The organism is Paenibacillus germinis, from assembly GCF_013141785.1.
Taxonomy (GTDB): Bacteria; Bacillota; Bacilli; order Paenibacillales; family NBRC-103111; genus Paenibacillus_E; species Paenibacillus_E phytorum.
Genome location: NZ_WHOC01000045.1, coordinates 130,476 through 145,730, shown reverse-complemented (window position 1 = coordinate 145,730; position 15,255 = coordinate 130,476). Strand labels below are relative to the sequence as shown.

7 protein-coding genes are annotated in these 15,255 nt (G+C 45.8%); all 7 read left to right on the top strand.

Annotated elements, in window-relative coordinates:
* Positions 1–116: 116 nt before the first annotated feature.
* The 7 genes from GC102_RS08980 to GC102_RS08950 all read left to right on the top strand — a co-directional run bounded on the left by GC102_RS08980 (position 117) and on the right by GC102_RS08950 (position 15,247).
* Positions 117–2,354 (top strand): AraC family transcriptional regulator, encoded by a 2,238-nt coding sequence (locus GC102_RS08980; protein WP_171689193.1) that lies wholly within the window; start codon positions 117–119, stop codon positions 2,352–2,354.
* Between the two features lie 340 nt (positions 2,355–2,694).
* Positions 2,695–3,657, top strand: coding sequence for an ABC transporter permease (locus tag GC102_RS08975; RefSeq protein ID WP_171689192.1), 963 nt, complete (start codon positions 2,695–2,697; stop codon positions 3,655–3,657).
* Between the two features lie 24 nt (positions 3,658–3,681).
* On the top strand, positions 3,682–4,557 hold the full coding sequence (locus GC102_RS08970) for a carbohydrate ABC transporter permease (protein WP_312883204.1): 876 nt from the start codon (positions 3,682–3,684) through the stop codon (positions 4,555–4,557).
* 67 nt (positions 4,558–4,624) lie between these two features.
* Positions 4,625–6,271 carry an extracellular solute-binding protein gene (locus GC102_RS08965; protein WP_171689191.1) on the top strand — a complete coding sequence of 549 codons (1,647 nt, stop codon included), beginning with the start codon at positions 4,625–4,627 and terminating at the stop codon, positions 6,269–6,271.
* Between the two features lie 50 nt (positions 6,272–6,321).
* Positions 6,322–8,076, top strand: coding sequence for a hypothetical protein (locus GC102_RS08960; protein ID WP_171689189.1), 1,755 nt, complete (start codon positions 6,322–6,324; stop codon positions 8,074–8,076).
* 15 nt (positions 8,077–8,091) lie between these two features.
* A complete protein-coding gene (locus GC102_RS08955) occupies positions 8,092–9,105 on the top strand; it encodes a glycoside hydrolase family 88/105 protein (RefSeq protein ID WP_171689188.1) in 1,014 nt (337 codons plus the stop codon).
* A gap of 34 nt (positions 9,106–9,139) precedes the next feature.
* Entirely contained in the window at positions 9,140–15,247 is a 6,108-nt protein-coding gene (locus GC102_RS08950) for an OmpL47-type beta-barrel domain-containing protein (protein ID WP_171689187.1), read from the top strand.
* Positions 15,248–15,255 lie beyond the last annotated feature (8 nt).

The following is a 15,255-nucleotide window of genomic DNA, read 5'->3' as shown; positions in this document are numbered from 1 at the left end:
GGTTTTCTTCGTTCATTCACAGCCTGCATTTTTCTAAATGTGCATGATTCTCCTAATTGAGTATTGACTTGTCTAACCGTAACGTTGTACTTTGGACGAATAAAGGGGATGTTAACATGAGGAAGAATTGGAGAAATCGCCTTGTATTTGCCTATCTGCCCGTTTTCATTCTTGTTATTATCGTATTGCTATGGATTTTTTTCGTCACCATGAGTGAGTTGTCCAAGCAGCAGGCGCTGAAGGCGAACGAGATCTACGCAGAAAACACCATGCAATATATCGATTCCAAACTGCGAACGGTCGAACAATATATCGTGCAGACATTTCTCGATGACCAATCTGTTATCGATTTTTATAGTGTATCTCCGTTATCGAAGAACCGCTACCTTAACGATCGCGACGTATATAAGAAATTGATTCTGCTGCGAGACAGCTTCAGTGAGATCGATTCGGTGTATTTGTATCGCACCCGAGACCAAATTGTCTTAAGTGACACGTCGATGATGGGGCTCGATCAATTTTCCAACATCAAGTATTTGAATACGCTAATAGCCGCTCCCCCTGCAAATCGCTGGAGTATAGGTCGCGAGTATATTGACAATGCCGGAGTGACAACGTCCGTAGTATCTCTGGTCATGCGGATGCCATTGCCGCTGGGTACGGATGGAGTTCTTGTTGCAAATATTAAATTACATACGATAGCTAAGCTCGTCAACAATGTGTCCAGTTCTAAATTCAGTTATCTTCACCTACTTGATGCCAATGGTGATTATATCATCAGTGACGACACGATCGACGGTAAAGCTAGCCAAGAACGGGAAGATTTTACCGTTATGAAATCGGAGTACACAGGTTGGACGATTCGCAGCGGATTTATTGACGGCGTCTTTTTTCGCTTTCTGTCGAACCTCAATGCATTTTGGCTAGTGTTTGGCATCATCACGGTATTTGGAGGAGCACTCTGGATCGTATACGCGAGTCGGCAGAACTACAAGCCCATTCAGTCACTTCTGGAGCGACTCTCATCTGTCCCGCTGCAGAGACCGCATATACTAGGACAAGTCAAGTACGATGAATTCAAAATTATTGACAATCTGCTTGATCATCTGCTCGAACAATTCGGCAAGTATCGGCTAGAGAACGACGAGAATTTCAGCTACCGTCGGCGATACTTGTTCGAAGAATTGCTGTCTGGGACGCAGCTTCAGCTAGAAGAGGGATGGGAAAAGGAGTTATCGCGTTTCGGATTTCAAGAGACGTACGATCAATATATAGTGGCCATTCTTGAGATCGACAAGTATTCGAATTTTACCTCCACTTACAATAATAAGGATCAATATTTGATTAAATTCATCATTGATAACGTCGTTCAAGAACTGAATCAGAATGCGGGCATCCTAATCTGTCCAGAGTGGATCGAAAAACATCGGTTATGCGTCGTCTGTCAATTGCCGAATGAGACTGCTGTAGGTGATCCGTTCCGAGAGATCATGCGCAAAACGGTGGATTGGATCTACAAAAATGTATCGATTACGGTCACCTGTGGACTTGGAACGAAAGTGTCGGGTATTCATAAGGTATCTAGTTCCTATGAAGAAGCTATAGAAGCACTCAGCTATAAGACTACGTTTGGAGTCAGCAGCCTCATTGAATTCAAGGATATTAATAACAAATCGGGCGAAGAAATATTCCGATCTCTACCTTATGTTCGTGAACTGGTCCATTTCTATAGGATCGGCGAAGCGGAATGGGAACGCCATTATAGCGCCCTGTTTGCGGAAATTCGCATACAGCTTTTTTCACGGGAACAAGTTGTTAATCTAATGAATTATTTATTATTTCACTTCTATAAGGAAATGTCGGGGTTATCCGCAGAATATCTGGAGTGTTGGCGAGAATATGCCATGAATCCAATCAACGAATGGATTGTGGCCTTCGACACGGTAGATGAATTGGAGAAAGAACTGCATGATATTCTGGAAGATGCCTCCCGGAGGTTGGATACCCTTCGCGAACAGCGAAGTCAGCACGATCTGATCGACCAAGTGAAAGTATATATCGAGAATGAGTATAACAATCCGGATTTCTCGCTCGTCATGCTGAGTGAGAAATTTAAGTTGACTCCGAATTATTTAAGCCGCTTGTTTAAAGAAGAATTCGGTGAGAAATTCATTGATTATTTGGCTGGCCTACGAATCGAACAGGCCAAATATTTGTTGGTCACAACACCCGTGGCGATCCAGGAAATCGCAGTGAAGGTCGGGTATACACATACCTTTTCGTTTATCCGTGTATTCAAGAAACTCGTAGGCCGGACACCTGGTGAGTACCGCAAGGAGTTCCAACAATCATAATCAAGAAGTATCGAAAACGATCGATTTAGGGAAAGATCAACAAAGTCCCTGAAGGGGTCGTTTTTTGTTTATTGAAGGCCGATAAGCCGTTTATCCTCATTATCCAAAGGAATTGTGGAAACGGAGTCTTGTGTAAAAACTGTGCATGGGATGCCACCAAGCGTGGCTGCATACCTTTTAAACCCCTATCTGCTGCCGATTATTGAAGTTGTGCATCGCGTCTAAATGTGTGAATTGCTGAGCTAAGGGACTTCCGTGTAGTGTTGAGTTGTGAGCGGAATAGAAACGATCACAACCATGCGGTACACGCTCGGCAGGGCGACATAGGAGGTAAAGTCACATGCAAGTATCTTCGCAGCACACAGCTTTGGAAGTGGAAAAATCGGTTCGATCCAGAGATACGAAGAAGCGGGAAAGCAAGTATCTGAAGCAAAATATTCCGCTGTATATCATGCTGACTCCAGCCATTATTTGTTTTCTCCTATTCAAGTATGCGCCGATGGGCGGGATCGTCCTTGCATTCAAGGATTATAACTTTTGGGATGGAGTCTGGGGGAGTCCTTGGGTTGGATTAAAGCATTTTGATTATTTGTTTAACAATCCACAAGGATGGAAGATAATTCGCAATACGTTCATGCTGAGCTTATTAAGCTTTATTGGGTTTCCATTTCCGATATTAGTTGCTCTGCTGCTGAATGAGGTTCGGAAAATGTGGTTCAAGAAAATCGTACAAACACTGTTGTATTTGCCCCATTTCCTTTCCTGGGTTATTGTCGGCGGCATCTTTATCACCTTGTTTTCTCAGGATTCCGGGATGGTGAACGACATACTGGAGAAGCTTGGCGGTGAGCGGTATGCCTTCCTTTATCAACCGTTCTCATGGGTTGCGGTGTTTTTGAGTTCAGGCATTTGGAAGGAAGCCGGTTTCTCGGCGATCATTTATTTAGCGGCGCTTACGACGATCGATCCGAGCTTGTATGAGTCGAGCGCAATGGACGGCGCTGGCAAATGGCGTCAGATGTGGCATGTGTCGCTGCCGGGCATTCGACCGACGATCATTTTGATGCTGATACTTGGTGTAGGGCGTGTCATGGAGGTCGGTTTCGACCACATCTATGTGATGCAGAATCGGGTAGTCGCCGATATTTCGGAAGTCATCAGCACGTACACGTTCAAGACGGGAATTCAGGGGGGCGAATTCGGCGTTCCTGCTGCGATGGGTTTATTCGAGTCACTAGTAGGCTTCGTGCTTGTGTTGACCGCAAACAGTATTGCCCGTAAATTCAACCAGAGTCTATGGTAATCGAGCTTGAAAGGAAGTGAGAACGTGAGAGAGAATTACGCAGGAAAATGGTTTAGTGCTATGGTTCATATCATTTTGCTGATGGCTGCTGTCAGCTGCCTCATTCCGCTAATCAATATTATCGCTGTTTCATTCAGCGACTCAGCGGCAATCGATTCCGGATTCGTCTGGTTGTGGCCGATTCATTTCAATGTGGAAGCTTATAAAACACTGTTTCTCGGTTCAAGAGTCATCCCCGCTTTTCTGAACAGCTTACAGATCACGTTAGGAGGAACGGCATTAAGCTTGCTCTGTACGACTCTTGCCGCTTATGCATTGTCCCGTAAATACTGCTACGGACGCAGATTTATTACGCTGGCCATGGTTTTTACGATGATGTTCAGCGGTGGGCTGATTCCATTTTTTCTTGTGATGAAAAGCCTCGGCCTGATCAACACCTACTGGTCACTATGGCTCCCCGGGTTGGTTGGCGCCTATAATCTGCTGCTCATGCGTACCTATTTCGAAGGAATTCCGGCAGAGATCGAGGAGTCCGCACGCATCGACGGCTGTGGTGAATGGCGGCTTCTTGCGCAAATATTTCTTCCTCTATCCTTACCTGTTATCGCGACGATTTGCCTATTTTTAGCTGTTGGTTACTGGAACTCCTTCCTGAGCGTCCTCATATTCATCAATGATGGGGAGAAGATGAATTTGACCGTATTTGTTCAGCAGATGGTGCAGAGTCAGAGCTTGCTGTTGCAGACGATTGCCTTGCAGCCGGAAGATCTGGAGAATATGTCGCCTGAGGCTGTGAAAGCCGGAGGCATTGTGATCATGACACTGCCCATGCTGATTGTATATCCGATTCTGCAAAAGTATTTTGTAAAGGGTGTGATGCTTGGCGCTATCAAAGGATAAATCGTAAAATGGCGATAGGATGAACGGATTCGAAGTCAGTCTATAAATACTAAAGGGGATGAACGAAGTGGAAGACAAAATGAAGAAAAGTACGTTAATGGCAGTGGTGACTTTGTTGGCGGCAGGGACGGTACTTACGGCTTGTAGCAAACCAAAAGAAGAGGGTAGTGGAGCTTCCGTCTCACCAACAAAAGCGGGATCGTCGTCATCAGCACCGGAGAAACGGGGCAAGATCAAAATGTCCCTCTACGACCGTGGCAACACTCCGCCCGCGGAAGGAACGGTTACGAATAACCGCTGGACGAAATGGATTAACGAGAACGCGCCTGCGGATGTCGAATATGTCGCCATTCCGCGGTTTGAATCGAAGCAGAAGTTTAATACGCTGTTTGCCTCAGGAGAAGCTCCGGACGTAATCACCGAATTTGATACGAGCTACCGGGATCAGCTCTATAGTCAGAAGCAGCTGCTTCCGCTGGAGGATCTGATCAAACAACATGCGCCGAACTACAACAAATTGCTGGAAAAATATCCGATTCTGCGCCAGATCGGTACAAAACCTGACGGCAAATTATACGAAATCGGGCGAGTTATTCCTAGCTCTGTACAAATAGCCGTATTCATCCGCACCGACTGGCTTAAAAAACTTTCGTTGCCAATACCGCAAACGCCCGATGATCTATTGAAAGTGTCGAAAGCGTTCACCGAACAAGATCCGGACGGCAATGGGAAAAAGGATACATATGGCTTTTCACTCGCCTACTTAGGGGATAAAGCGATTGATGCTATGCATGGCAATACGATGTTTATTAAAGATGATAAGCTGATCGAAGATGATGCGAGAATGAAAGCGGCCGTTTCCTTCAAGAAACGACTGTTCGACGAAGGCGTTGTTGATCGTGATTATTTGACGGACAAGAACGGCGAGAAGGCAAAAAAAGACTTTTTGTCTGGTAAACTCGGAATCTATGTGGCTGACAACGCTAACGTTGATTTATTAACGACGCTCCGCAGCACGAATCGAGATGCAACGATCGCCCCCATGCTGATGCCGAAGACAGAGTTCGGACAATACACGATCGGAATGTTAAATCCACTTCAGATGACGACGGTGGTCTATGCAGGCTCGAAGGATCCGGTCGCTGCAGTGAAAACGATCGACTTCATGATAGCTGAACCGACGTGGAAAATGCTGAAATTCGGCACGGAAAACGTACATTGGAAAAATGACGAGCTCGGATGTCCCAGAGCGATTAATCCGGATTTACGTAAAACTGAAGTAAACTATAATGCCGATTTGAACTTGATAGCGACAACGGTTGATTCCAAAGTGATATGCAACCTTCCTGTCCTTGACAAGAATATTCCAAATGCTGAGGAATGGGCTGGAATCAGACAACAAACACGTGCATTATACGAAAATCCCGCAATACCGTTATACACTCTTACGCATAGTGAGCATATGCCCACGCTTCCAGCCGATTTGTTAAAAATCAATAATGACTGGATCCAGCAAAGCAAGGACCTGATTGCAAAGACTGTAGTCAGCGGCGGCAGCGTTTCTGTTGATCAAGGGATGAATGATCTTAAGAATTTGAAGCAGAAGATCGGACAAAATCAGACCCTCGATTGGTATGCGAAGTGGTATGAGCAGAATAAAAAGAATGCGTTCCTGACCAAGGATATTTACCAGTACTTGCTAAAGAATAACTGAATGGTAGGAATTACCCCAAATATGACATTGTGGAATAAGGTGAGATGGGAATGGAATTCATTACACTGTCCGACGATGCAGAGTCTCTGGCATGCAAGGCTATAGATAGCCTCGAAGAAAGAAGCTCCTATTTGCTCGATAAGCAAATTCAGAAGGATATGTCCAAGGACCTTTATGGAGGTATGGCCATTGCGAATCTGAGTAAAGGCATCTATGTGGAGGCATGTAATCAGAGATTACTTAGGACAGCTGAGTGGTTTGTGCATCCCCATCTTTACGGCCGCGATCCGCAAGGAGAATCGGATTTCGCCGCCATCAAGCTTATACGCGCCCTTTACCAGTTTGAGCCTATTGGCCTTCTACAGGAGGCGACCAGCAGCTCCATACGAAACTTCTATCTGAATCATGATTTTGAAAGTAAATACAAGTCAGAGAATCACATGCTGCTTTTTCATACCTCTCGGTATCTGGCTGCACAGAAATATCCGGAAGAGTGCTTCAAGGCGTATGGAAAGAAAGGAGAGGAGCTTCTGGAGGCGGAAGGAAAACTTCTCCGGGAATACCTTATTTTTCGCGCCAAGCGGGGATGGGCAGAGTTTGATTCCTCCAGCTATATGCCAGAAGTCGTGGAGTGTCTGCTGTGTCTCTATGATTTTGCCTACGATTCAGACCTTGTTAAACTTGCAGAGATGATGCTGGATTTGCTGATGATGGACATGGTATGCGATAGCCTCGACGGTTTGTACGGAGGGGCTCATGGCCGCATCTATGCGCCTGTGGCATTGGATCACGCCCGAAGCGGTACCTTTCCTCTCTACTATCTGTATTTCGGGCATAGTTACAGGGAGGAAATCCAAGGCTCCTGCCTCTTAGCTGCCATTTGCTCGCGCTATCGGCCCCCTCAGCAGATTTATGAAATTGCACTAGGGCGAACGCAGCCCTATGTGCATCAGGAAAGCAAGCATTTACATTGCATAACTTGCGAAACACCTCACAAAAGGCTGCCGCAGGAGGAGGGAAGCATCAATAAATATACCTATTACACTCCCCGGTATATCATGGGAGCCGTGAATTTCCAAGATTCATACCGACTAGGTAGTGAAGCGGGCTGGTATGCCCATCATCAGCAGCACCAATGGGATCTGAGTCTTGCGGAGGACACCACTTTGAAAATATTCAGTCATCATCCCGGGCATAATGGCACGGAGGGCAGCGAGCATGGCTACTGGACGGGAGATTTGGGTTGTGGTTGTGGGCACTTTTTCGGTGAGAAAAATGTGGTGATGTCCATGTATCAGATCCCCCATGGGCAAGCGCTGCACTGGATTCACCTCCATGTTCCGAGGGATACCTTTGATGAGGTGAAGGAAGAGGGGAATTACCTTTTTCTACGAAAGTCCGGGGTTTATATCTCCTTATTTATCCACAATGGGTATGACTGGACGGAAGAAGGTGAGTACGCCAGAAAAGAAGTCAAAATTCATGGAAGGTGCAATGCGGTCATTTGCGAAGTGGGAGATGACATGAGCTTCCCGGATTTTGAGACGTTTCGCAGGACGATTTTGCAGAACCGTATTGTTTTCGACCCTGTAAATATGCAGTTATCGTACTGTTCTTCCTCCGTGGGGGAACTATCGATGGACAAATCTAAGCGATCCGTAAATGGAGAAACGGTGATCTTTCCTTATCCTACATATAACGGACCGTATATGGTTTCAGCTTTTAACAGTGGCATTATCGAATTAAGGTCAAACGAAAAAAAAGCAACCTACGATTTTAACCAGATGACCGTCAGGCAAGAGTAACTGGAGGTGTGAGAAGTGAATGAATTTCTGGAAAAAGTAGCACAAACAACGATGAGGATGGATTTTAATGTAGACAAGAAAGGCGATTGGGACTGGGGCGCAGGCGTCGCTTTGTACGGATTGCGCAAAGTGTATGAGACAACCGGAAGCCAAGAGATCTATAACTTCATCAAAACGTTTATCGACTCTAACATGGCGAACAGCCAGAAGATTTCGTATAACATCAATACGACAGCACCGCTGCTCTCGGTTTTGCTGCTCTATCGAGAAACGGGAGAACATCATTACCTTGATTTTGCCGAAAAATTTGCCAGTTGGCTCATGAAGGAAGCTCCACGTTTATCTAATGGGGCTCTTGAGCATACCGTCATTAACGATAAGTTTGCCGGAGAAATGTGGGTCGATACGGTATTTATGGCCGGTGTGTTCTTAACCGAATTGGGACAGATGGTGAATAAAGCGGCATATATCGAGGAAGGGCTACTGCAGGCTAGACTTCATATCGAATGCCTTCAAACCGGGGACAATGGCTTGCTTTACCATGGCTACAGTTTGTCAGGCAACTATCATCTCAGCGGTTGTCTCTGGGCCAGAGGAAACAGCTGGGTAACGATCAGCATACCGGAAATATTCGCAACCTTGAGTGGTTATGAAAAGGAAAAGAGTTGGTTTTTTGAAAGAATCCACCTGCAGGTCGAGGCACTGGCGGCTGTTCAAAAGGACAATGGCATGTGGTCTACCATTCTAGATGATGCCTCCTCTTATGAGGAAACTTCTGCTACGGCGGGCTTTGTATATGGCATATCTAAAAGCGTGCGTATGGGCTATTTGGATAAAAAATACTTGCTCTGCGCGGAAAAAGGATATCAGGCTGTACTTCGGCATATTTCGGAAGAGGGTACGGTGCAGGGTGTTTCGGCAGGAACGGGCATTCAAAAAAGTATTCTGGAGTATAACACTATTCCCCGGCAGTCTATCATGCCTTGGGGTCAAGGGATTGCCTTGTTGATGCTATGCCAAGAGGCGTAAGAAACAACTTAAATCATGAAGGGGGGAAAGTGATATGAAGACAAGGCGCAGGCTGGTTGCGATCCTTATGATGGTATGTATGTTGTCCACTTTAACAGTAAATCCATGGGAAACTTCCACGGTTTATGCAGAAACGACAACTACTCCTGAAAAAGCGGAATACCTGTTGGATGAAGATTTTTCTAACCTTGCCACTTCCTACGAACCGAGTGACATCGTACCAAGCGGATGGGATGTGAAAAGAGCTGGAGGATCGATCTCCTACAGTTTTAACAATTGGTTTAAAATCAGTGATACCAGTGATGTACTTCCCGTATCCATGAATAAACAAATACGATCTCAGAATGCCGGCATCCTTACCCTGGAATACCGCTTTAAGATGCCATCTGTCGTAAATGGTGTAAAGTGGCAGCTTCGAAGCGGAGTAACTGAAGGGGTCAGCCTTGAGGTTAAGAATGGCAATTTAGTTCTGGAATCTAGTGATACTAGTTACAATCTCCAGACGATCAACGCTAATGCGGAATTCGGAGTCAAAGTGATCGTTAATCTGGATGCGCGAAAAGTCCAGGTTTATGTAAACGGTATCGTAAAAGCATCAGAGAAGAGTTTTACGAACGATGTGGCATTTATAGATAACTTTCATGTGATCACGGGTGATGTCACAACGGGAGACCTATTTTTCGCTCCGGTAAAGATTCACAAAGGGTATGCCATTAATGAGAAATTTATATCCACGGTTCAAGGCCCCCTTCCTGAGGATTGGCAGTCACAGACTAGTGGTGGTGTGATTGCTGTGGAGAAGATGGATAATTCGAAGCCGCCGGATGTGTTTAGTCTGAAGATGAATGCAACGAATGCGACTGGCGAGATGAGTATGGAGAAATCTGTACCTTCTCAGGAAGGAAGCTTGATTTTTGAATACAAAGTATTTATTCCCGTTAAAATGGATGGTTTCTCAGCTGCGCTAAAAAATGAAAATTCGACAGTCTTCCAATGGCTTACAGCAGACGGGAAATTTGCTTATAAGAACTCAAGCGGTCAAAATGTGGCCTTCTACGACTACATACCAAACCTCTGGTATCATGTAAAACTCAAACTGAATACAGTGACGGGTAAAGCAGATCTTTACCTGAACGGTAAATTGAAAGTAGAACAAATCGACACCCCGCCCAGCGGTGTTAACCGTGTTAACTTTTCAATCGGAGGCTCAAATAGGGGAAGCATGTCACTGGATGATATCCTCTTATATCACGAGGCAGCAGAGCCACAGGATTATGTGCCTGCACCCGTCCCCGCAAACTCGGATGATGAGTTGGTAGGAGCTCAAGCTTGTTCCTTGTGGAGAGAAGGGCAGCACCTGGGATGGGACCGGATCAATCCATATCCAGAAAGAAAGCCTTATCTTGGTTATTATGACGAAGGTAACCCAGAGGTAGCTGACTGGGAAATCAAATGGATGGCTGAACATGGGGTTGATTTCCAGATGTATTGTTGGTACAGACCGACAGGCACAGAAGGAAAGCCGATAAAGGAGCCCCGTCTGGGAGCGGCACTTCATGATGGTTATTTCAATGCCAAGTACAGCGACAAGGCCGATTTTATGATCATGTGGGAGGCCTCATCCTCCAAAGTTAGCGGAAGCCAGGATTTCAGAAACAATGTTGTGCCGTATTGGATGGAATACTATTTTAAAGATCCACGATATGTGGTCATTGACAATAAGCCTGTCATTGGGATTTTTAGTTATTCCGGCTTGAAACGGAATTTCGGAGGCACTGCGGCAGGTGTTAAGGCAGAAGTGGAATATTTAAGACAGGCAGCCAGAGATGCTGGCTTCGATGATGTTATTATTCTGATATCCAATTCAAGTTCTGACGCCTCCTTGATACAAGAAATGAAGAATGAAGCCGGACTCGACGCCATGTTTGCCTATTCATGGGGAGCTTTTGCAGGGAAAGAAGAATTGCAAAAGACAAAGCTGGAGCAGCAAAGAGATGCTGGTTCCATGGATGTGGTTCCCGTTGTCAGCATGGGGAGGGACGATCGTGCATGGGATGGACCAGCCGGATATTATGCGACACCTGAGGAGTTCCAGTCAACGGGCCAATGGGTGAAGGACACTTTTGTGCCATCCTTGCCAGTAAACAGCGTGGGCCGGAAAATGGTTCTTCTGGATAACTGGAACGAATATGGGGAAGGCCACTTCATCATGCCTGCCGGATTAAACGGTTTCAAGTATCTGAGTGCGATTCGTAATGTGTTTACGGAGGGCGGAGAACATTCGGATACTGTTCCTTCAGAGGCACAAAAGGAGAGAGTCCGAGGATTATATCCCCAAGGGCGGATTGTTCCTCCAAAAACAGTGGAAGTCCCTCCAATAACGGATATTAGTCCTATTACGTACAGCAAGTTGTGGGATTTCAACACAGATGGGGACAGTGAGGGCTGGGCGGTAGCGAAGCAAGTCTATCCTGTAAGTACAGCAGAAGGACACTATTCAGGTACATCAACAGGAAGTGATCCAGGCCTTCATTCACCGACTTCCTTGGGGATATCAGCAGAAGAAAACCCCTATATCCATATCCGTATGAAAAATAGTTCCAGTGATACAGCCGGACAGATTTATTTCATTACGGAAACGGATCGAAATTGGAATGAAGCCAAAGGAATCGGATTATTTGTAAGGCCGAATGATAACGGTTACACGGACTATTATGTTCCCATGTGGAGCAACAAGAAGTGGACGGGAAATATCCAAGCAATCCGATTCGATCCCCTTACAACTACGGGTGATTTCAGCATTGACCGGATAGGGTTCGTGAAGGTTCCCATTGCGGGAGTGAAATTGTATCTGAACGGGCAACCGATGAAAACCGTGACTCCGCTGGAAATGATCGACGGCAGTGCCATGCTGCCGCTGGCCGAAGTTCTGGCGAAGGATGGAATTACGACGGAACGAGATGATACAGGAGCCATCCTAGCCATCAAGAATGGCAGTGTTATTCGGGTCGTGCCAGGACAGCTTACAGCTTATACAGGAAATACGGCCGTAGCCTTGCAGCATGTTCCTGTGACTACGAGCTATGATCTGTTGGTGTCACCTGATGCTTTGAAGGAACTATTTGGTTATAACGTTGCATGGGAAGCGTTAGATGAGACCTTGTATATCTCCGGTCCATTCAAAATAGTTGGAGACAATATTTTAACAGATCCAGGAATGGAAATGGGTACTCTGTCTTACTCCGGTGAAAGAATTGCTGCAGAACTAAGCACCACGGAGTACCATTCGGGCCATCAGTCGGTTAAAGTCACCAAGGAGTATGCTTATGGAAAAATTCTTTTCCCCGGCATAGAGAATGGTAAAGAATACTACTACTCGGCTTGGGGGAAGCTGGCTCCCGGCTCCACAGCGGGGGAGAAGCTCCGAATTTGTCTGCAGTACAAAGTGAACGGAGAGACCAAACAGGTGGTGATGGTTACGGGGCCTGCGATGGATACCTCTACTTGGAAAAAGGCGGAAGGATATTTTAAGCTGAATGAAACCGGCACTATTACCAATTTAACCATGTATATCTATACGGATTTTCCGGCAGCGGCAGATAGCTACTATCTGGATGATGTGGAGATTCGGCCGGTGACTTATGCTAATGATCCAATCCCTGCTAGAGTCTCGGGAATCAGTCTGAATAAAACGGCTATGGAGATTAATCCTGGAACGACAGCGAGGTTGATGGCTATCATTGAGCCTCTTAATGCGGTAGAAAGGGCAGTTACTTGGAGTTCTGACAATCCAGAAGTGGCAATCGTGGACGTGAATGGAGCTGTTTACGGAAAAAAGGAGGGAAGCGCCCATATCACGGTTACAACCGTGGATGGGGGTAAAACGGCTACTTCATCTGTAACAGTTCGGGAAGGGGTTTACGAAACGGTCACCTTGACAGTGAAGCCTGATGGAACTGGCGATTTTGTCTCTCCTAAATTGGCTAATGATAGCATTCAGGATAGCAGTTCTGCTAAGCAGTATGTCATTCTGATCTATCCGGGCGTGTACACCGAGAAAAATTGGGTAGTAAAGCCCTATACGACGCTTCGAGGAACTGATAGGGATCAAGTTATCCTGAAAGGAGAGAACGTCGCTTCGGCCACGAACAGCGAAATTACCAATCAATCGACCGTATGGTTGAAGGGGACGGCAAATCTGGAGAATCTCACCGTCACCGCTAAAAACATGAGATATCCGATTCATAGTGAAGACAACGGCAATAATAAGGATGCTATCCATATCGTGAAGAATTCCCATATTGAGCATTACGGCAATCTGGAAGCTGTCGTGTATCGCCAAAACTGGATGGCCGCACATCCGGGGGTTACTCCACCAGCAGACTTAGATCCAGCCAAGGTATGGGGAGGGATCAGCGGGGTTGGTTCCCATGCTTGGGGTTATGGATCCGCCAGCGGTGTAACGGAAATTGTGTATGGAAGCACTTTTGTTTCAAAAGCTGATGGCTGGTATGTGCATAATCGGGAGGATTTCACCAAACCCCAGATCAATATCATCAACGACAGTAAAATTGTTTCTACGGAGACTTTGAAGCCTATTATCATACAATCGCTAGGCAGTGGAACCAAAGATGAGGTTTTTTTCAACAACACGGAGATTATTGGGACTTACATGGTTCAGGATGATTCGCCTTGGATTACGCAAAAACCGGAGAACCAATATGCCAATCATGCGGATTATAAGGTTACTTTTAATAACAGTACACCTATTGGCTATTCGGATGAGCACAGGGGAAGAGCGCTAGCCTTGTTCAGTAAATCCACAGGCAGCAGTTCCTATGTAAGGGTCAGCGGTGATGCGGTACCAGCTATTCTAGGACAGTATGAAACCCGAGACGGGGGCGGTGGCCTGAGCGGTTATCTATACGGCTATTGGGATATATCCGGCATCAAAGTGGGGCTGAATGCCAACATTGAGGTCAATAATACGCTCGGAAGAAGGCTGGGGGACTGCACGATCATTCATAAAACACTTCAAGTGATCTTTGAAGATGGAACAACCAAAACGATCATTTTTAATGAAAATTATACAAATCAACCTAATACCTATATATTGGCAAAAATGAACGGAATTTTGGGCGCTTCGGGCAGAGTGGCGGAGTATAACGTCACTGGTGCTGAATACTATCCGCAGGTGCCAGATAAGCAATTAACTTTACGAAATAATACCCAGGTTGGCATTCCCCGATTTGCCGCTGTACGATTTGATACCGACAATACCACGCTGCGACTCATGAGCGCTGCTGATTCACCTGGAAGCTTTGTAGGCATCACGCTAGAGCGGATTATACCAGGCAAGTCGGGAAGAGTATTGACGGAAGGGATTATGAAAAAAAGTCAATTGAATGGTTTTACAGGAAGCCTAAATAAGGGAACTCAAATTTCCATTGGCACCCAAGCTGGAAGTTTAAATGAAAACTCCAGTGCACCTGCACTGCTAGTGGGAATCCAGACGGATTGGGCTTATTTTAAGGGGGATACGGAAGCTCCTATAAGCAGTGCCTCCGTAAGTACGGTGACTCCAGACGGCAGCAACGGATGGTATACATCGGAAGTAACGGTAAGCATAGCCGTGTATGACCAAATATCCGGTGTAGCAAAAACAGAATATCAAGTAAATAACGGGGCTTGGATAACCTATACCGGTTCCATTCCTGCCTTTGTAGAAGGGACGTATAAGGTCGGATATCGAAGCACGGATCAAGCAGGCAATGTAGAACAGGTCAAAACAATTGAGTTTAAGATTGACCAAACAGCTCCATTAGTAACAGTTCAGTTAGATAAAACGTCATTATGGCCGCCGAATCATGAGATGGTGACGGTTCATGCTGCGGTGTACGCGAGTGATGCTGCATCAGGTGTTGCATCTCTGGTGTTAACCTCCATTACAAGTAATGAACCGGATAGTGGTCAGGGTGACATTGAGGCTAATATAGGCACGCCCGCTACTTCATTTCAGTTACGGGCGGAAAGATTAGGTAATGGAACGGGGCGAATATACACGATTACGTATAGGATAACTGACAATGCAGGTAATAAATCAACATCGATAAGCACTGTTCGCGTACCACATAACCAATAAGCTATGGG

What these genes read in the sequence shown, in the direction of transcription:
- GC102_RS08950 (WP_171689187.1), top strand. Translation starts at nt 9,140, where the DNA reads ATGAAGACAAGGCGCAGGCTGGTTGCGATCCTTATGATGGTATGTATG.
- GC102_RS08960 (WP_171689189.1), top strand. Translation starts at nt 6,322, where the DNA reads ATGGAATTCATTACACTGTCCGACGATGCAGAGTCTCTGGCATGCAAG.
- GC102_RS08975 (WP_171689192.1), top strand. Translation starts at nt 2,695, where the DNA reads ATGCAAGTATCTTCGCAGCACACAGCTTTGGAAGTGGAAAAATCGGTT.
- GC102_RS08980 (WP_171689193.1), top strand. Translation starts at nt 117, where the DNA reads ATGAGGAAGAATTGGAGAAATCGCCTTGTATTTGCCTATCTGCCCGTT.